The 18,694-nt window shown below is 47.8% G+C and carries 19 protein-coding genes; 9 read left to right on the top strand and 10 right to left on the bottom strand.

Annotated elements, in window-relative coordinates:
• Positions 1-32: 32 nt before the first annotated feature.
• The 5 genes from hrcA (at position 33) to dnaJ (ending at position 6,176) form a co-directional block, all read left to right on the top strand.
• On the top strand, positions 33-1,055 hold the full coding sequence (gene hrcA, locus ICN14_RS04965; protein ID WP_216225360.1) for a heat-inducible transcriptional repressor HrcA: 1,023 nt from the start codon (positions 33-35) through the stop codon (positions 1,053-1,055).
• Positions 1,056-1,099: 44 nt separating this feature from the next.
• Positions 1,100-2,194, top strand: coding sequence for a ferrochelatase (hemH, locus tag ICN14_RS04960; RefSeq protein WP_216225358.1), 1,095 nt, complete (start codon positions 1,100-1,102; stop codon positions 2,192-2,194).
• An 82-nt stretch (positions 2,195-2,276) separates the two neighbouring features.
• Entirely contained in the window at positions 2,277-2,837 is a 561-nt protein-coding gene (grpE, locus tag ICN14_RS04955; protein ID WP_216225355.1) for a nucleotide exchange factor GrpE, read from the top strand.
• 174 nt (positions 2,838-3,011) lie between these two features.
• Complete coding sequence (gene dnaK, locus ICN14_RS04950; RefSeq protein ID WP_216225354.1) at positions 3,012-4,946, top strand: molecular chaperone DnaK; 1,935 nt, start codon at positions 3,012-3,014, stop codon at positions 4,944-4,946.
• A gap of 99 nt (positions 4,947-5,045) precedes the next feature.
• On the top strand, positions 5,046-6,176 hold the full coding sequence (gene dnaJ / locus ICN14_RS04945; RefSeq protein ID WP_216225352.1) for a molecular chaperone DnaJ: 1,131 nt from the start codon (positions 5,046-5,048) through the stop codon (positions 6,174-6,176).
• Between the two features lie 14 nt (positions 6,177-6,190).
• Here the strand turns inward: dnaJ and panB are convergent, their stop codons facing one another.
• The 6 genes from panB to ICN14_RS04915 form a co-directional block, all read right to left on the bottom strand.
• Positions 6,191-7,006: a 3-methyl-2-oxobutanoate hydroxymethyltransferase gene (gene panB / locus ICN14_RS04940; protein WP_216225350.1), complete on the bottom strand. Its 816-nt coding sequence runs from the start codon at positions 7,004-7,006 to the stop codon at positions 6,191-6,193.
• Positions 7,007-7,023: 17 nt separating this feature from the next.
• Positions 7,024-7,551, bottom strand: a complete 528-nt coding sequence (gene folK, locus ICN14_RS04935; RefSeq protein WP_216225348.1) for a 2-amino-4-hydroxy-6-hydroxymethyldihydropteridine diphosphokinase — start codon at positions 7,549-7,551, stop codon at positions 7,024-7,026.
• A gap of 70 nt (positions 7,552-7,621) precedes the next feature.
• A complete protein-coding gene (pcnB, locus tag ICN14_RS04930; RefSeq protein WP_216225346.1) occupies positions 7,622-9,022 on the bottom strand; it encodes a polynucleotide adenylyltransferase PcnB in 1,401 nt (466 codons plus the stop codon).
• Positions 9,019-9,699: an HAD family phosphatase gene (locus tag ICN14_RS04925; protein WP_216225341.1), complete on the bottom strand. Its 681-nt coding sequence runs from the start codon at positions 9,697-9,699 to the stop codon at positions 9,019-9,021. The genes pcnB and ICN14_RS04925 overlap by 4 nt, the downstream gene beginning before the upstream one ends.
• 5 nt (positions 9,700-9,704) lie before the next feature.
• On the bottom strand, positions 9,705-10,463 hold the full coding sequence (gene hda, locus ICN14_RS04920) for a DnaA regulatory inactivator Hda (protein WP_216225338.1): 759 nt from the start codon (positions 10,461-10,463) through the stop codon (positions 9,705-9,707).
• A 12-nt stretch (positions 10,464-10,475) separates the two neighbouring features.
• On the bottom strand, positions 10,476-11,465 hold the full coding sequence (locus ICN14_RS04915) for an AI-2E family transporter (RefSeq protein WP_216225336.1): 990 nt from the start codon (positions 11,463-11,465) through the stop codon (positions 10,476-10,478).
• A gap of 73 nt (positions 11,466-11,538) precedes the next feature.
• Here ICN14_RS04915 and purM point away from each other — a divergent pair, with 73 nt between their 5' ends.
• Positions 11,539-12,591, top strand: a complete 1,053-nt coding sequence (gene purM, locus ICN14_RS04910) for a phosphoribosylformylglycinamidine cyclo-ligase (protein WP_216225334.1) — start codon at positions 11,539-11,541, stop codon at positions 12,589-12,591.
• A 14-nt stretch (positions 12,592-12,605) separates the two neighbouring features.
• Here the strand turns inward: purM and miaA are convergent, their stop codons facing one another.
• The gene (gene miaA, locus ICN14_RS04905) at positions 12,606-13,610 is read right to left on the bottom strand and encodes a tRNA (adenosine(37)-N6)-dimethylallyltransferase MiaA (protein ID WP_216225332.1); all 1,005 of its coding nucleotides are present in this window, start codon (positions 13,608-13,610) and stop codon (positions 12,606-12,608) included.
• Positions 13,611-13,692: 82 nt separating this feature from the next.
• Here miaA and ICN14_RS04900 point away from each other — a divergent pair, with 82 nt between their 5' ends.
• Positions 13,693-14,337, top strand: a complete 645-nt coding sequence (locus ICN14_RS04900; protein ID WP_216225928.1) for a DedA family protein — start codon at positions 13,693-13,695, stop codon at positions 14,335-14,337.
• A gap of 19 nt (positions 14,338-14,356) precedes the next feature.
• Here the strand turns inward: ICN14_RS04900 and ICN14_RS04895 are convergent, their stop codons facing one another.
• Both ICN14_RS04895 and murJ read right to left on the bottom strand, forming a co-directional pair.
• Entirely contained in the window at positions 14,357-15,199 is an 843-nt protein-coding gene (locus ICN14_RS04895) for a SirB1 family protein (RefSeq protein WP_216225331.1), read from the bottom strand.
• Positions 15,200-15,204: 5 nt separating this feature from the next.
• A complete protein-coding gene (gene murJ / locus ICN14_RS04890; protein WP_216225329.1) occupies positions 15,205-16,758 on the bottom strand; it encodes a murein biosynthesis integral membrane protein MurJ in 1,554 nt (517 codons plus the stop codon).
• A 153-nt stretch (positions 16,759-16,911) separates the two neighbouring features.
• Here murJ and rpsT point away from each other — a divergent pair, with 153 nt between their 5' ends.
• A complete protein-coding gene (gene rpsT / locus ICN14_RS04885) occupies positions 16,912-17,178 on the top strand; it encodes a 30S ribosomal protein S20 (protein ID WP_015421893.1) in 267 nt (88 codons plus the stop codon).
• A 75-nt stretch (positions 17,179-17,253) separates the two neighbouring features.
• On the opposite strand, the gene ICN14_RS04880 is transcribed toward rpsT, so the two are convergent.
• The gene (locus ICN14_RS04880; protein ID WP_216225326.1) at positions 17,254-17,568 is read right to left on the bottom strand and encodes a DUF3579 domain-containing protein; all 315 of its coding nucleotides are present in this window, start codon (positions 17,566-17,568) and stop codon (positions 17,254-17,256) included.
• Positions 17,569-17,721: 153 nt separating this feature from the next.
• Here ICN14_RS04880 and argF point away from each other — a divergent pair, with 153 nt between their 5' ends.
• Positions 17,722-18,669, top strand: a complete 948-nt coding sequence (gene argF / locus ICN14_RS04875; RefSeq protein WP_216225324.1) for an ornithine carbamoyltransferase — start codon at positions 17,722-17,724, stop codon at positions 18,667-18,669.
• Positions 18,670-18,694 lie beyond the last annotated feature (25 nt).

The following is an 18,694-nucleotide window of genomic DNA, read 5'->3' as shown; positions in this document are numbered from 1 at the left end:
GATTAAACCATACGCATAAAATCCCTTCCACTATGGATGATCGTTCCCGCGCCTTACTGAAAACCCTCATCGAGCGCTATATCGAAGAGGGGCAGCCTATTGGCTCACGCACCCTATCTCGATTCTCGGGATTGGATCTTTCTGCGGCCACGATTCGCAATGTCATGGCGGATTTAGAGGAAATGGGCCTGGTGACTAGTCCTCATACTTCTGCCGGTCGCATTCCAACCCCAAGGGGCTACCGCCTCTTTGTAGATACGATGGTGACCGTCCGCCCCTTAGAAGAAATTGCCACCCGTGAGATGGAAAAAGGCCTTTTGCCGGATTCCCCGCAAAGGGTAATGAACTCTGCTGCGCAAATTTTGTCCAATTTGACCCATTTCGCTGGGGTCGTGATGACACCTAAGCGGGCGCAAGTGTTCAAGCACATCGAGTTCTTGCGGCTTGGCGAAGGCAAGATACTGCTCATCATGGTGACTCCGGAGGGCGATGTTCAAAACCGCATCCTCCCCACTACACAAGACTACACGCCAAGCCAGTTGGTAGAGGCTGGCAATTACATCAATATGCAGTTCGCGGGTAAGAGCTTTGCCCAAGTGCGGGCACATCTAGCTTCTGATCTCGATAACTTACGCAGTGATATTTCCGGCTTGATGGCCTTGGCACTCCACAGTGGCGTCAGCGATTACGGCATGGGGCAAGGGGATATGCTGCTATCAGGCGAGCGTCGTTTGCTCAATGTCGGCGACCTCAGTACCAATTTAGATAAGCTGCGCAAGATGTTTGACATGCTGGAGCAGAAGTCGGTACTCATGCAGTTGTTAGATGTATCTAGTCATGCGGATGGTATTCAGATCTTTATTGGCGGTGAAAGTGATTTACTACCTTATGAAGATCTCGCAGTCATCAGTGCGCCCTATAGTGTGGATGGTCAGATCGTTGGAACCCTCGGCGTGATTGGCCCAACTCGTATGGCATACGATCGGGTAATTCCGATTGTCGACATTACTTCTAAATTGTTATCAGGCGCATTGAGTTCCCCCGTGGGATCTTGATAGCAATCTCATTTTTAATTCTCTTTAATTAAGACGGATCTTCCTTGAATCAAAATCCTCACCTACGCCCCTCTAAGACAGCAGTGCTATTACTGAACTTAGGTACTCCTTCCGCACCAACTGCTAAAGCAGTCAGGGCTTATCTCAAGGAATTTTTATCCGATCCACGCGTTGTAGAAATCCCTCGCATTATTTGGTGGTGTATTTTGAACGGCATTATTTTGCCGATTCGTAGTGGTGCTTCTGCAAAGAAATACGCTTCTATTTGGTTGCCAAAACTAGGTTCGCCATTAATGCATTACTCACGCCTGCAAGCAAAAGAGTTGGGTGAGAAATTCGCTAATCATGGTGAAGTAGTGCTGGTAGATTTAGCTATGCGTTATGGTGAACCCTCAACGCAGCAAGCCCTGGAAGCCTTGCAGGCTCAGGGTATGGAGCGTCTTTTGTTATTGCCTCTATATCCACAGTATTCAGCGACAACGACTGCTTCCAGCTTTGATGAAGTATTTCGTGTTCTTGGAACTTGGCGCAATCAACCTGAGCTACGTCTGGTAAAGCACTATCACGATAGCCCTGCTTACATTACCGCGCTGCGTGACCAGGTATTAACTGCATGGGATAAGGATGGCCGCCCAGATTTCACTGCTGGTCACCGTCTTGTCATGTCTTTCCATGGTTTGCCTAGGCGCAATTTAATGAAGGGTGACCCCTATCATTGTGAGTGCTTAAAAACCGGTCGCCTACTTGGTGAATCTTTGGGTCTAGAACCTGGACAATATTTAGTTACCTTCCAATCTCGCTTTGGTAAAGCCGAGTGGCTCAAGCCCTATACAGCCCCAACAATTGAAAAGTTGGGAAAAGAGGGTTGCAAGCGAGTAGATATTTTTTGCCCAGGCTTTCCAGCGGATTGCTTGGAGACTCTAGAAGAAATTGCCATGGAAGCACGCGAGATCTTCTTGGAGCATGGCGGTAAAGATTACCGTTATATTCCTTGCCTCAATAGCAATCCAAAATGGATCGATGCGATGTACGAAATTGCCCAGCAGCATTTATCGGGCTGGAGCTTGGGTGTGGAGTCCGATGCGGTACTGCGGGAACGTGATCGCCTCGCAGAGCTGGCTAAAGCCAAGATTGCTTAAACTCAGTCGCACTTGAAATTGCATTAATCGGCCCCATATTGTTGAGAAGTAGCCATTCTGATAGAAAAGTGAATTTGCACCTATGACCCAAGAAAACCAAAATCCATCTCCTGAGCAGGAAAATATTGCCGTCGATCCTCAGGCTGATGGGAGTGCCGATACAGCTCCTATAGAGGCTGAAGCAAAGACGCCTGAGCAAGAGATTGCTGAGTTGAATCAAAAACTAACAGAGATGCAAGATAACTATCTTCGCGCAAAAGCCGAAGGTGAAAATATTCGTCGCCGTGCTGCCGAGGATGTTTCTAAGGCGCATAAGTTTGCGATTGAGAGTTTTGCCGAGCATCTCGTGCCAGTAACAGATAGCTTGTACGCAGCCTTGAACGCAGAGGCGGTGGATGCTAAAGCCTTTAAAGAAGGTTTGGAGATCACCCTAAAGCAGTTGCTCTCCGCCTTTGAAAAAGGTCGCATGACGGAGATTAACCCTGCTGTGGGTGACAAGTTTGACCCCCACCACCACCAAGCTATCGCTTCAGTGCCCTCGGACCAGGAGGCTAATACCGTGGTTTCAGTGCTTCAGAGGGGTTATTCCATCGCCGATCGCATTTTGCGCCCAGCTTTGGTAACCGTGAGCGCACCCAAATAAGCCATTTAAATCCCTAAATTAGGGGTTTTTCATCAAAAAGCGGGATAAAAAGGCAGAAATCTGCCTTTTTTGCATTTTTAGCCCTTGAATTCTCTCTTTTTGACCCCATTTATTGAATATCGATTTATTCGCAGTTTTACGAAATTACACATAACTTAATTTTTTGGAGCCATTATGGGAAAGATTATCGGAATTGACTTAGGAACCACAAACTCGTGCGTTTCCGTTGTTGAAAACAATGCACCTAAAGTTGTCGAGAACGCAGAAGGCGGCCGCACAACTCCATCCATCATTGCTTACGTTGAAGACGGCGAAGTCTTGGTTGGCGCGCCTGCAAAACGCCAATCAGTTACTAACCCTAAAAACACCATCTACGCAGTGAAGCGTTTGATGGGTCGCAAATTTACTGATGCTGAAGTGCAAAAAGATATCGGCTTGATGCCTTACAAGATTGTTCAAGCGGACAACGGTGATGCTTGGGTTGAAGCGCGTGACAAAAAAATGGCGCCACAACAAGTGTCAGCAGAAATTCTGCGCAAAATGAAAAAGACAGCCGAAGACTATCTCGGCGAAGAAGTAACTGAGGCAGTGATTACTGTTCCCGCTTACTTCAACGACAGCCAACGTCAAGCAACTAAAGATGCTGGCCGTATTGCTGGTTTAGATGTGAAGCGCATCATTAACGAGCCAACTGCCGCTGCATTGGCATTCGGTTTGGACAAGCAAGACAAAGTGGATCGTAAGATCGCCGTGTATGACTTGGGTGGCGGTACATTCGACGTGTCCATCATTGAAATTGCTAACGTAGATGGTGAGAAGCAGTTCGAAGTGCTCTCCACTAACGGCGACACCTTCTTGGGTGGTGAGGACTTTGACCAACGTATCATTGATTGGATCATTGCTGAGTTCAAGAAAGAACAAGGCGTAGATTTGAGCAAAGACGTATTGGCATTGCAACGTTTAAAAGACGCTGCTGAAAAAGCCAAGATCGAGCTGTCATCTGCACAACAAACTGAAATCAATTTGCCATACGTGACTGCTGATGCAGGCGGTCCTAAGCATTTGAATTTGAAGTTAACTCGCGCTAAGTTGGAGTCTTTAGTAGAAGAGTTGATCAGCCGAACAGCTGGCCCTTGCTTAACTGCAATTAAAGACGCTGGCGTAAATGCGGCTGACATCGATGACGTGATTTTGGTTGGCGGTCAAACTCGTATGCCCGCAGTTCAGGACAAGGTAAAAGAGATTTTCGGCAAAGAGCCACGCAAAGACGTGAACCCTGACGAAGCAGTTGCTGTTGGTGCCGCGATTCAGGGCTCCGTATTGTCTGGTGATCGTAAAGACGTGTTGCTCTTGGACGTAACCCCATTGTCATTGGGTATCGAAACCTTGGGCGGTGTAATGACCAAGATGATTCCGAAGAACACGACTATCCCTACCAAGCATTCACAGGTGTACTCCACAGCGGAAGACAACCAGCCTGCTGTAACGATTAAGTGTTTCCAGGGTGAGCGTGAGATGGCTGCTGCCAACAAATTACTCGGTGAGTTTAATTTGGAAGGCATTGCTCCAGCACAACGCGGTATGCCACAAATTGAAGTGACCTTTGATATTGATGCCAACGGTATTTTGCACGTAACTGCAAAAGACAAAACAACGGGCAAAGAGAACAAGATCACCATTAAGGCTAACTCTGGTTTGACTGAAGAAGAAATTTTGCGCATGGTGAAAGATGCTGAAGCGAATGCCGATGAAGATAAGAAAGCATTGGAGCTAGTAACAGCGCGTAATACTGCTGATGCATTAGCTCACTCAACCAAGAAAGCCTTGGAAGAGCATGGCTCCGCTTTAGAAGCTTCTGAGAAAGAAGCGATCGAAGCTGCCTTGAAAGAATTGGATGAGGCAATCAAGGGTAGTGATAAAGCTGCTATTGAAGCTAAGACTGAGGCTTTGGGTAAAGCTAGTCAGAAGTTAGGCGAAAAAGCCATGGCTGCTGAACAAGCTAAAGCTGGTGGTGCCGCTCCTGGCGCAGCTCCTGGTGGCGCGCAAGCTGCTGCTCCGGATGCTGACGTAGTGGATGCGGATTTCAAAGAAGTGGATGACAAGAAGTAATCCTCTATATTGAAAGCCATGTAACGTAGTTTAGAAGTACTTAAATAACAAGTCGGCCTCGTGCCGACTTGTGTCATTCAGGTTGTTGAGAGGAATTTTGTGCCTAAAAGTAAACGCGATTATTACGAAGTGCTTGGTGTTGCGAAAGGTGCCAGCGATGAGGAGCTAAAAAAGGCTTATCGGAAAATGGCGATGAAGCATCACCCCGATCGCAATCCCGATAGCAAAACAGCGGAAGCGCAATTTAAAGAAGTTAAAGAAGCTTACGAAACCCTCACTGATCCAAACAAGCGCGCTGCTTATGATCAGTATGGTCATGCAGGCGTGGACCAATCCAGCGGCTTCGGCGGCGGTGGATTTGGTGGCGGTGGCTTTGCAGATGCCTTCGGCGATATCTTCGGTGATATCTTCGGCCAAGGTGGTGGACGTCAGTCAGGACCACAGGTTTATAAAGGCGCCGATTTACGTTACAACATGGAAATCACTCTTGAGCAAGCTGCCGAGGGTTACACCACTCAAATTCGGGTGCCAAGCTGGAGTGACTGCAAGCCATGTCACGGTACTGGCGCAGAGCCTGGTAGCAAAGCTGAAAGATGTACTACTTGCGATGGTCATGGCCAAGTTCGTGTCCAGCAGGGCTTCTTCTCAATGCAACAAACTTGCCCCAAGTGCCGCGGTACTGGTGAGTACATTCCTAAGCCATGCAAAACTTGCCATGGTAGCGGTAAACATAAAGAACAAAAAACACTCGAAATCAAAATTCCTGCGGGTATTGATGATGGCATGCGAGTGCGATCCGTTGGTAACGGCGAGCCAGGTTTGAATGGCGGACCATCTGGCGATCTTTACGTAGAAGTCAGAGTTAAGCCCCATAAAGTATTTGAGCGCGATGGCAGTGACCTGCATGTACAAATGCCGATCTCTTTTGCAACCGCGACGATTGGTGGCGACATTGAGGTGCCAACGCTTTCAGGGCGCGTCGAGTTTCCGATTCCTGAGGGAACGCAGACTGGCAAAACATTCCGTTTGCGTAACAAGGGCATCAAAGGTTTGCGATCCACAATGGTCGGCGATCTCTTTGTACATATTGCCGTTGAGACTCCAGTAAAGCTAACTGATGAGCAGAAAAAATTACTGCAAAAGTTTGATGACAGCTTGAAGTCTGGTGGTGACAAACACAACCCACATCAAAAGGGTTGGTTTGATGGTGTGAAGAGTTTCTTTAGTTAACTAGAAGCTAAAGCTTATCCAGCAAAGCCGTGTTCGGGCCCGGGAAATTTTCCGGATTTCACTTCTCGAATATAGGCTTTGACTGCTGCCTCAATAGAGGCATGACCATCTAAAAAGTTTTTAACAAACTTTGGTGGCTTTCCAGGGCTGATGCCCAGCATATCTTGCAGAACCAATACTTGACCGGAGCAATCTCCCCCTGCGCCAATTCCAATTGTGGGAATGGAAAGCGACTCGGTAATCAGCTTGCCCAATGAAGATGGAATTGCTTCGAGCACAATCATTTGCGCACCAGCTTGCTCGCAAGCAATCGCTTGTTCGAGCATCAAGCTTGCTGCATCTTTAGATTTACCTTGAACCTTATAGCCACCCAGAATGTGAACGGACTGCGGCAATAAACCCAAGTGCGCACAAACAGGAACGCTACGTTCTACTAAATACTGAATGATGTCGATTTGCCAATCACCACCCTCAAGCTTGACCATATCGGCACCAGCACGCATGAGTTCTGCTGCTGAATCTAGCGCTTGAACAGGATCGCCGTAGCTAGCAAAAGGAAGGTCGGCAATGATAAAGGCGTGAGAGTTGGCGCGGGCCACACATTCGGTGTGATACGCCACTTGCTCAACGGTTACGGGTGTTGTGCTGGAGTGGCCTTGGATCACATTACCCAGGGAGTCCCCAATTAGAATGGTTTCCACTCCGCAGCGATTTAATAAGGCTGACATTGTTGAATCATATGCCGTCAACATGGCAATTTTTTCACCCTCAGCACACATGGTGAGGATTTTAGAAATCGTAATTGGCTTTTCGCCCTGTAAGTAACCCATGGCGTGAGTTTAATGAATTAATGTGCTGATTGGCTATAAACGTCTTTTTCACCGCAATTACAGTTGCGGCAAGGCAGTTTTTCTATGCGCTGATCCGCTACATTGGGTAAATAAGTCTTAAGTTCGCCCCAGTTGGGTAAAAAGAAATCCGGGGCAATTTCCAGTAAGGGTAGGAGGACAAAAGAGCGCTCAATGATTCTGGGGTGAGGAATGGTGAGTTCGGTATCTGTTTGCGATACACCCTCAAATGCCAGAATATCCAGATCAATCGTGCGGGGTGCATTGGCGTAAGGGCGCTCACGACCAAATTCTTGTTCAACTGCTTGGCAAACGTGTAATAAGCCATAAGGGCTTAATTGCGTTTCAATTTCAATGACTGCATTGATGTAGTCGCCACCAGTAGCTTGGAAAGGCGCACTTTGATAGAAACAGCTTTTGGCCAGGATTTGGAGTTCACAGCGCTGCGCAAGGCACACAATCGCGTCAGTAATGAGCTGACGCGTGTCACCGATATTTCCACCAAATCCAATAAAAGCTCGAGCCATACTCATTCCAAACGAGAGAAAACCACACGAAACTACCGAATCTACTTTACTGAATTTTTCTCAAGTCTGCTTAGTCTGCTGCACCTTCAGTGGGCGTGGCTACTTTGGCTTTTCTACGACGACGTCGTTTTGTGGGTGAGGCAGTATTGCCGGCCTCATTTTTGACGCTAGCCATCAAGGCTTCCTGGCCTGCTGGATCAGTAGCGATGAAGTCAGTCCACCATTGACCTAGGGATGGGCTTTTCTCGCCGGTGGCGCAGCGCAACAACATAAAGTCGTAGCCTGCTCTAAAGCGCGGGGATTCAATCAGGCGATAAGGGTAGCGTCCAACACGCTTTTCAAAGCGGGGCTGCATAGACCAGATTTCTCGCATGTCGCTTTCGAAACGACGTTGAATCACCATGCCACTACTTTGGCTTGCAATGGTTTCATCCATCGCATCATGCAGCGCGGGAATATTGGAAACCCCTTTGGCAATATTCTTTTTCCAGTTACTCAGCAGGTCTGGCCACAGTAAAGTGGCAAACAAAAATCCTGCAGAAACACTTTTGCCAGATTGAATACGTTGGTCGGTATTCGCGAGAGCAATACGAACAAAATCATTTGCTTCTTTTGAATCTGCGCTTTTATCTAAGATGTGATCAAGCAAGGGCAGTAGACCGTGATGCAGTCCTGCATCCTTCAAGCCTTGAATCGCAGCCCATGAGTAACCCGACATGAGTAGCTTGAGGATTTCATCAAAGAGGCGAGCGGATGGCACATCATGAATCAACTTACCTAATTTAGCGATGGGTGCGCGCGTTGCTGCATCTAAAGTAAAGCCGGTCTTTGCGGCAAAACGAACAGCTCGCAACATACGAATTGGATCTTCACGATAGCGCTTAGCTGGATCACCAATCATGCGCAGGGTCTTCTTCTGCATGTCGGCCATGCCGCCGTGATAGTCAAGCACGGTCTCTGTAGCTGGATCGTAGTACATCGCATTAATGCTGAAATCCCTGCGGGCAGCGTCTTCATGTTGGCTGCCCCAGACGTTATCGCGCAGGATGCGGCCATTTTCGGCTACGTGTTCGCCAGCGTTTTCCAGTAAGGCTCTGAAGGTCGAGACCTCAATGATTTCAGGTTGTCCTTTGCCAAAGAAAGTCACGTGCACAATCTGAAAGCGACGACCAATCAGGCGTGCTTTACGGAACAACCTTTGTACTTGCTCGGGCGTGGCATTGGTTGCCACATCGAAATCCTTGGGGCCAATACCTAAAGCTAAATCTCGTACTGCGCCGCCGACAATAAAAGCATCATAGCCAGCTTGCTGCAATGTTTGGGTCACCTTCACCGCATTTTTGGATAGCAAATGTGGGTCAATGCGGTGAGATTTTTTGGGGATTCGTTTCGGTGCGCCTGAGGTATGGGCTGCAGTATGTCGGACCATTGGGTCGCGACGCAAAATACGTTTAATAAATTTGGTAATCATGCAAACAGTTCAAGTATGGGCCAGTGACGTTTTAAGGCTTCATCACGTAGGCGAACATCTGGATTAGTAGCAACCGGGTTGCTGACTTTTTCCAGGAGAGGTAAATCATTCATAGAGTCTGAATAAAAATAACTTTGTGGCAATTGGTCTAATGCGAGATTTTGTGTAGCAAGCCAATCATGCACCCGTTGAATCTTGCCTTCCCGAAAACTCGGGATGCCTTTAACTTCGCCAGTGAAATCGGCGAGCGGGTTGTCTCCCGCGGTGGCGGGTTCAGTCGCTACGAGATGTTTGATGCCAAAACTTTCTACGATTGGGCGAGTAACAAAGCTGTTGGTTGCAGTCACTACACAGCAAAGATCGCCAGCATCTTGGTGGCGTTTTACTAAATCAAACGCTTGTTGACGTAGCTGACCAGTGATTACTTCTTGCATAAAGGCGTCATGCCATTCTTTGAGCTGTGCGCGAGAATGTTCCGAGAGTGGTTTCAAAGCAAAACGCAAGAACTCCTGAATATTGAGCTTGCCATCTTTGTAATCTTGATAGAAGCGTTCATTTTGCTGTGCATAGTATTTGCTATCCACTACGCCAATGCGTGCTAAGAACTGACCCCATTCGTAATCGCTATCGCAGGGGAGTAATGTGTGATCTAAGTCGAACAGTGCTAATTGAGTCATTAATATTATTTGGGCTGTAGGAGCTCTCTAACCAGAGGCAAGGTAACAGCACGTTTTGTTTCCAGTGAATAAGCATCCAAAGCATCAATCAAGGCCATGAGATTGGGCATATCGCGGTAAAAGCGATTTAACAGCCAAGGCAATACATCTGGCGATAAAACCAAGCCGCGCGCTTGCGCTGCTTGTTGTAAGGCTTCTATTTTCTCATCATCGCCCAAAAGGTGAGTTTGAAAGATCAAACCCCACCCCAAACGGGTACGAAGGTCCTCTCTGAGCCTTAAAGCGCCTGGGGCTGCGTTGCCTGATATAAAAATATGCACAGCTTTGCTGCCCTGAATCGCGTTCAGAATGCGAAATAAGGACGCCACCAAGCGCTCATCCAGTCGATCTACGTCATCCACAGTGATTACAGAGGGTTTATCGCTTGCACAGAGAGTGGGGAGCTTGTCTTCCAAGCGCACCCAGGAAACTGGCTCACTGGGGGTGAGTGGGAAATATTCCAAGCCCAATTGCTGGGCGGCGTCACCAATAGCGCTAAGCAAGTGGGTGCGACCAGAGCCTTCTGGCCCCCACCAATAGATCCAGCGTTGATTTAGAGGATTCTCGCTAGCATCTCTTGGGACATTCATTTCCCAAGACTTAGTTAAAGCCAGCAAGGTGGAGTGCAGCGCCATATTCTCGCCGGCTAAAAAATTACTTAAGCTAGGTTTGGGGGTATGGCCAATATCGAGCGCAAACTGTTTTGGTAGTGAGGAACTATGCATTGCTACAAAAATTTACTTTTGATACCAGGGGCTTTGGGTATATCGCGACCAGCCATATTGCAGAAGCACTAAGCTCACTGCGCTGATTGGCAATGCCAGTAGTACGCCAAAGAAGCCAAATAATTTTCCAAAAAACAACAAGGCAAAGAGAACGGCGACGGGATGTAAGCCAATCCTCTCGCCGACAAGGCGTGGCGTGAGGAAGAAGCCTTCAATGAATTGACCTAGTCCATATAGCACCAAGACACCAATAATTGCACCGCCAGGACCAAACTGCAAAAGGGCTGCCAGAACTGCTAGTGTGAAGCCTATGGTGATGCCGATATAAGGAATCACAATCATGATGGCAGTAAAGACTCCTAAGGCTACAGCTCCTTTAACTCCAATGATGCTCAATCCAACACTGTAGAAAACGGACATGATCGATATGACGATGAGCATGCCCCTGAGGTATTGGGAGAGCAAACCATCAGCATGCATTGCGAGGTGATGAACAGTTTCTTGCGCACGAGCTGGAACGATCGATTTGACTAGTTTGAAAAAATGGTCCCAGTCGATTAATAGATAAAACATGACAAATAGCGTCAGCACTGCATTAACGAATCCTGTAACAACTGAGCTGCCTGACATGAATACTGTTTCCAGCGTGGAAGTCATCAGCGCGTCGGAGTTGTCATTGAGGTGTGTAGTAATTTTTTGGGTAGCGGTCGACTTGAGGGTGCCCCAATCCACATTAATATGAAAATCATTCAATTTGGGCTCAAGCCAGGCTTGGGTGTTTTGAATCCAAATTGGAAACTGAGCCTTTATGAGGGGAATTTCAGTTTTGAGGAGGTTAATAAACAGGCTCAAGATCAAAAAACACACCCCTAGGCCAATAACCATGGCAATCCCAGCGGCGGCTGCGCGGGGTAGGCGATGCCTCTCAAGCCATAGGCAAACTGGGCGTAGGGCGTAAGCCAGAATAAATGCAGTCAGAAAAGGGATAAAAATTTCAGCCATCGCGCTCGAATCCTCTAGAATTCAGTGATTCTACCGACCAAGTAGTGTTTTTTACTAATCTTCTATCTCTGCCATGAACTCATCTACCAATTCTTCCTCAAAAGGCCTTTCCTACCGTGACGCTGGTGTCGATATCGACGCTGGGGATGATTTGGTGGATCGCATCAAGCCTTTGGCCAAGAAAACCATGCGTGAGGGCGTGTTGGCTGGGATTGGTGGCTTTGGCGCCCTGTTTGAGGTACCAAAAAGCTATAAAGAGCCAGTACTGGTATCTGGGACTGACGGCGTTGGTACAAAACTCAGATTAGCCTTTGAATGGAATCGTCACGATACGATCGGCCAGGATTTGGTGGCGATGAGTGTGAACGATATTTTGGTTCAGGGTGCTGAACCCCTCTTTTTCTTGGATTACTTTGCCTGCGGCAAGCTCACTGTAGATACTGCCGCTACTGTAGTTGGCGGAATTGCTAAGGGTTGTGAGTTGTCTGGTTGCGCATTGATTGGTGGCGAAACAGCCGAGATGCCTGGCATGTACCCTCCAGGTGAATATGACTTAGCTGGCTTTGCTGTTGGCGCAGTTGAAAAATCCAAAATTATTACTGGCGCAACGATTGCTCCTGGCGATATCGTTTTGGCAATTGCTTCGAGCGGCGCACATTCCAATGGCTATTCATTGGTTCGTAAAATTATTGAGCGTGCAGGCGCTAAGCCAAGCGATGATTTGGGTGGCCGCTCTTTGGGTGATGTAGTGATGGCTCCTACGCAAATTTATGTGAAGCAGTTGCTCAAGTTGATCGGAGAGATCAATGTGAAGGGCATGGCGCATATTACTGGTGGCGGCTTAGTGGACAACGTGCCACGCGTACTCCCAGAAAATACGCAAGCTGTATTGCATCGCGATAGCTGGCAAATGCCAGAGCTCTTCCGTTGGTTGCAAATGAAGGGTGGCGTAGCAGATGCAGAAATGGTGCGCGTATTTAACTGCGGTATTGGCATGGTGGTGATTGTGTCTGCTGATCAAGCGGATCTTGCAATCCAATCACTCAAGGCAGAAGGTTTACATGCTTGGACAGTAGGCGAGGTTGTAGAGCGTCCTACTGGTGCACCACAAACAATCGTTATTTAATACTCGGTAAAAGCCTATTGATTTAGGCTTTGCTTGCAGTACTCCAGGGCCGCATTCAACTCTTCTGGGTTGAAGGGGTCAAATGTTTTTCTTCCGGCAATTGCGCGCAACCAAGTTAACTGTCGTTTACCAAGCTGCCTAGTCGCGGCCAGTGCTTTGTAGCGCATTTCAGCTTGATCTACTTCACCAGATAAATATTCCCAGACCTGTCTATACCCAACAGAACGAATAGCAGGCAGATCGCCATGCAGATCTGGATTCTTTCTGAGTAATTCAACTTCCTCTAATAATCCCCCGGTGAGCATTTCATCAAATCTTTTTTCTAAGTTCTGATGTAGGCGAGAGCGATCACTTGGCTCTAGTGAGATCAGGTCAATCCACTCCGGAATGGATGAACCTTCTCGGCCATCTTCGCTTGGCGAATCTGCCAACAGCTCTGACATAGGTCTGCCGGTAATTTCATAAACCTCTAAAGCACGTTGCACGCGTTGAGAGTCATTGGGTTGTAAGCGTGCGGCGGTAACTGGGTCTACCTTCGTTAGTTCAGAATGCATCGCAGGCCAGCCAATCGCTTTGCCTTGCTCATCGAGGCGGGCGCGGATCTCTGGATCTGCTGGTGGGAGAGAGGATAGGCCATAGGCCCATGCGCGCCAATACAGCATCGTGCCGCCTACTACTACAGGAATATTTCCGCGCCCTCGAATTTCCTCACACAGACGCTTGGCATCGTTTGCGAAGCGCGCTGCTGAGTAGGATTCAGTGGGATCCAAAATATCAATTAAGTGGTGTTGAACTGATGCTTGTTCTGTTTTTGTTGGTTTGGCGCTACCAATGTCTAATCCGCGATATACCAAGGCGGAGTCCATACTGATTAATTCTACGGTCTGACCAATAGATTTAGCATGCTCTGCCAATGCCATTGCGAGATAGGTTTTGCCTGCGCCTGTGGGGCCAACAATACACAGTATGGGTGGCTGAACAGATGGATGCGTAGGCTGAATGTGAAGTTCAGTTTGCATACTGCATTATAGGAATGAAATGCCGCAATCGGTATTGCTAGCCTGTTAATATCCTTGCAACTAATACTTGGAGCACGATTTGATCGATACCTTATTGCAGTTAGGTGATTTGCTTTTGCACATTGATCGTCATTTAGACGTGGTGATTCAGCAATACGGTTATTGGGCTTATGGCCTGCTCTTTGCCATTGTCTTTGCTGAGACTGGTTTAGTAGTTGCCCCATTCTTGCCTGGCGATTCATTATTGTTTATTGCCGGAGCTTATTGCGCTACTGAGCATTTCAATCTCTGGACTCTTTGCATTGGATTGTTAATCGCGGCGATTGCTGGCAATACTGTGAACTACTTTATTGGCCGCTGGATTGGCGAAAGAATTTTTAGTAGTCAGTCTCGCTGGATTGATCAGGCGGCTTTGCGTAAGACACATTCTTTTTATGAGAAGCATGGCGGTAAGACGATTATCGTGGCCCGCTTTCTACCGATCATTCGTACCTTTGCACCTTTTGTTGCTGGTGTTTCAGCAATGAATTTTTCTCGCTTCCAGTTATTCAATGTGACTGGCGCACTCTTGTGGGTTTTTGGTTTGGTCGTTGCCGGTTACTTCTTTGGCAATATCCCCATCATTCGTCAAAATCTGAATGTGATCGTATTGATTGGTATTGGTGCGGCAGCTATTCCAATCGTGCTGGCCGCACTATACAAAATATTTCAACGTAAACAGAAATAGGATCGCTCAATACGGCTGCTTAATGCAGCTTGGTTTGACTCTCTAGCGTAGCGATATGCTCACGAATATCCGCCACGTCTTCTGCGCCAGGCATTTCGCTTAAGTAGTGATGCAGATCCGCTATCGCAGGACGAACGTACTCTAGTTGCGCAAAGATCAAGCCGCGATCACGAACCTCCTCAGCTGAATCTGGCAACAAAATGACTAGGCGCTCTTGAATGCCCAGTAGCCGCTCCCAGCGCTCATCTTCCGAGTAAATCATTTTGAGATTTCTCATAAAGCGCGAGAGGATTTCTCGAGGGCTGGAGGCTCTCAAGAAGATATTAAGTGGCAGACTGAGCTCACCGCGATAGCCTTTGGCATCAAGGTAGGGGTCGAGCATCTCTTGCAATTGATTTTTTGAAAGGGATTCACCATTCAAGGGATCCATGATGATTTCACCTTGCTGCAAGGAGATGCGCATCATGAAGTGATTCGGGAAAGACACTCCACGAATATTCAAACCAATTTGTTGACCCAATTCCATCATCAGGATGGCTAGCGAAATCGGAATACCACGGCGATTCTCAATGATCTGATGCAGATAAGAATTCTCAGGTGCGTAGAAGTCATTCGGGTTGGGGCCAAATCCCAATTCGTTATAAAAGAAATGTTTGAGTAATTGCAGGCGCTGAATGGGTGGCGTATCTGGAGTAATGCGTTGCTTCAGTTTGTTGCCCCACTGATCGATCTGATCTAGCACTCCTTGAACATCGAGGTCAGGGTAGGCATGCTGTGCAACTGCTACCGTCGCCTCGGTTAGGGGGAAGTGCTCGTCTTCAGCAACGAGGGATGTGAAATAGTCGAGTTGTTGTGTTGGCATAAAAGCTATTTTGCATGACGCAGGAATTTTTGCCAGCGAATGCCGACAAGACCTAAAGCGGCAAAATAAACCACTGCAGCAGCAGCTAGCCAGGCAGCCACTAACCCCACACGAGTCCAGGGGGTAGATTGAAGCGCTATCCAATCATGCGCGGAGGCTGCGTAATACAGCAGGAATGCAAAAGGAATTAAGGCTAGCAATAACTGCCCTAGATATTTAAGCCACGCAGCACTAGGAAGGGCGCCGCGTCGATGCAGGCCTACCCACAGCAGCATCGCGTTCAGGCAGGCGCCAGTTCCAACGGAGAGTGCTAGACCGGCATGCCCCAACCAAGGAACAAAAACTAAATTGGCTAATTGGGTTGCTACCAAGACCAGTAAGCCAATCTTTACGGGCGTGCGGATATCTTGCCGTGAGTAAAAGCCGGGAGCCAAGATCTTCACCAAGATAAGGCCAATGAGTCCAACACCATAGGCCGCCAATGCTCGCTGCGTCATTAAGACGTCCAAGGCATTGAACTTGCCGTAGTGATACAGCACTGCTGCCAGTGGCTCACCAAAAATAAAGAGAGCAATTGCGCAAGGAGCGGCTAGCAAAAAGGTGAGTTGCAATCCCCAAATGAGAAGTTCACCAGCATGTACTAAATCATTTTTTGCATTTGCCTTACTCAGGCTTGGCAGCAAAACTGTTCCTAGAGCCACACCTAAAAGGGCTGTCGGAAATTCCATCAGGCGATCTGCATAAGACAACCAGGACACACTACCGGCTTGTAAGCGAGAGGCAATATTGGTATTGATGATGAGAGAGATCTGGGCAACAGAAACTGCAAACACCGCAGGGACCATTAATTTCATGACGCGTCTTGCATCTGGATTTTTAATGGCTGCTTTGATGGCGCCAGGCAAGAGACCTACTTTAGGTAATAAGCCGAGACGGGATAGCGCTGGAACCTGAATGGCGAGCTGCAAGAAGCCGCCCAAGAGTACGCCGATGCTCAGAGCGTAAATTGGTTGCTCCAGATGGGGTGCCAAAAAGATGGCGCTCCCGATGAGGGCTAAATTTAGTAAAACCGGAGTAAAGGCTGGAATGGCAAAGCGGCCAAAAGTATTGAGGATCCCAGCTGACAGGGAAACCATGGAAATGAGGCCGATATAGGGAAACATGATCCGGGTCATGACTACGCTTGCCTCGTAGGCTGGACCGCCCTCAAAGCCTGTAGCAATCGCCAGAATCAGCAGAGGGGCGCCAATAACCCCCAGGAGTACCGTGAGTAGTAAAGCCCAAAATAAGAGCGTGGCAACCGCATTTACGAGGATTTGGGACTGTTTTACGTCCCCTTGGCTCGAGATTTCCCCCAAAATAGGGACAAATGCCTGAGAAAAGGCCCCCTCGGCAAAGAGTCGACGAAGCAAATTAGGCAGTCTGAAGGCCACATTAAAGGCATCCGTCCACTCTGAAGCCCCAAAACTACGGGCAATCAGGGTCTCCCGGAGAAGTCCGGTGATCCTGGAGAGCATTGTGAGGGAACTGACCTTGGCGGCAGCAGAAAGCAGATTCATGGGCTAATTTTCCCCTATTTATCAAGCGACTGGGCTTTTTTAGTCCTTTAATGTAAAATCTTGGGTTTTGGTGAGTCAGCTTACAAATTTGGCGAACCCACGCAGATTTTCAGTTAATCGTATTTTGTAATTTTTATATAGCAAGGTTTAAAGATGGCCAATACCGCACAAGCGCGTAAACGCGCACGGCAGGCAGTAAAACAGAATGAACACAACTCCAGTTTGCGTTCAAAGCTTCGCACTTCCATTAAGGCAGTTCGCAAAGCAATTGAAACTGGCGACAAGGCTGCTGCAGCTAAAGTGTTCGCAGCAACTCAGTCAACAATCGACAAGATTGCTGATAAAAAGATTGCTCACAAAAATACTGCATCACGTCAGAAGTCACGTTTGTCTGCAGCTATCAAGGCAATGGCAGCGTAAGACTTTTATAGTTTTAGGCAGACTCTAGAGAAATCAGAGTCTAAGCCCGCTCCTTATCAGAGCGGGTTTTTGTTTTTAGGACTGGGATCGTGAATTCGGTTCGAATTCACAGGCTTCTTCGATTGGTAGGCTGTTGTCTTTGGCAAAGTTCATGACAAAGTCGAGTGCTCTCGGATCAAGGTCTCTTAGTCTGGTATCAATAACAACGCATTTCACTTGTGCAATAACCACTGGCCTGACATAAGGCGAGTAAGTGAAGCGGGGGTCGCCAGCATCGCCTGGCGGGCGAAAAGTAGCCATCACTCCGCAAAGACGTTCGGCCCAGTCGCTGGGGCGAAAAGGTTTGCCAGAAGTTGTAATGCCTTGAATAAAAAGCTTTTTGTGGTTCAAGTTGGCGTAGAAATCGTTGTAAGGAATCAGTATTGCTCAGCCCTCAAGCTTAACAGTCTGCGAAGGCCTTAAGATGAGTTTAGGAACTATTTTCGTGCAGTTCGATGCTCCAAACAAAAAATGCAAGCTAAAACTCTAGTAGAAAGCTCAACAATGACATCTTTGGCAAAGCCTCAAGTGCCTGGCCAGGTTAAGCATTACTTGCAGTTTGCTGACCTGACGCGCGAAGAGTACGACTATCTCCTGAAGCGCTCTGCTTGGCTTAAGACCAAGTTCAAAAGTTATGAGACTTGGCATCCTTTGCACGACCGCACTCTGGCGATGATCTTTGAGAAGCATTCGACTCGAACTCGCCTTTCGTTTGAAGCGGGCATACACCAGCTTGGCGGGCATGCCGTATACCTGAACACCCGTGACACCCAGTTGGGTCGTGGCGAGCCTGTAGAGGACGCTGCGCAGGTGATTTCCAGGATGACTGACATCATCATGATCCGCACTTTTGGCCAAGAGATTATTGAGCGCTTTGCTGCCAATTCTCGCGTGCCTGTGATCAATGGCCTAACTAATGAATACCATCCTTGCCAAGTATTGGCCGATATCTTTACCTTTGTAGAGGCACGCGGTCCGATCCAAGGTAAAACAGTTGCTTGGGTGGGTGATGCCAACAATATGGCTTACACCTGGATTCAGGCGGCGGAGTGCTTGGACTTTCAAATACGTTTCTCTGCTCCCGGCGGTTATCAGCTAGATGACTCTAGATTGACTGAGAAAGCGTTAAAGCATCTGACAATTTGCGCTGATCCAAAAGACGCCTGCAAAGGTGCTGACTTGGTGACTACTGATGTATGGACCAGCATGGGCTATGAGGATGAAAATACTTCTCGTATGGCTGCTTTTAAAGACTGGATGGTGGATGGAGAGTTGATGTCTTTGGCTAAGCCAGATGCTTTGTTTATGCATTGCTTGCCAGCACATCGAGGTGAAGAGGTTTCTGCAGAAGTGATTGATGGCCCTCAAAGCATTGTTTGGGAAGAGGCTGAAAACCGTTTGCATGTTCAAAAGGCTTTGATGGAGTATTTACTCTGTGGCCGTCTGGATTAATTGTTTAAGTAATTTGTTTTGGTTC

It is taken from the genome of Polynucleobacter sp. MG-27-Goln-C1, from assembly GCF_018881905.1.
Taxonomy (GTDB): domain Bacteria; phylum Pseudomonadota; class Gammaproteobacteria; order Burkholderiales; family Burkholderiaceae; genus Polynucleobacter.
The sequence above is the reverse complement of the archived record's forward strand: the minus strand, read 5'-3'. Positions and strand labels throughout refer to the sequence as shown.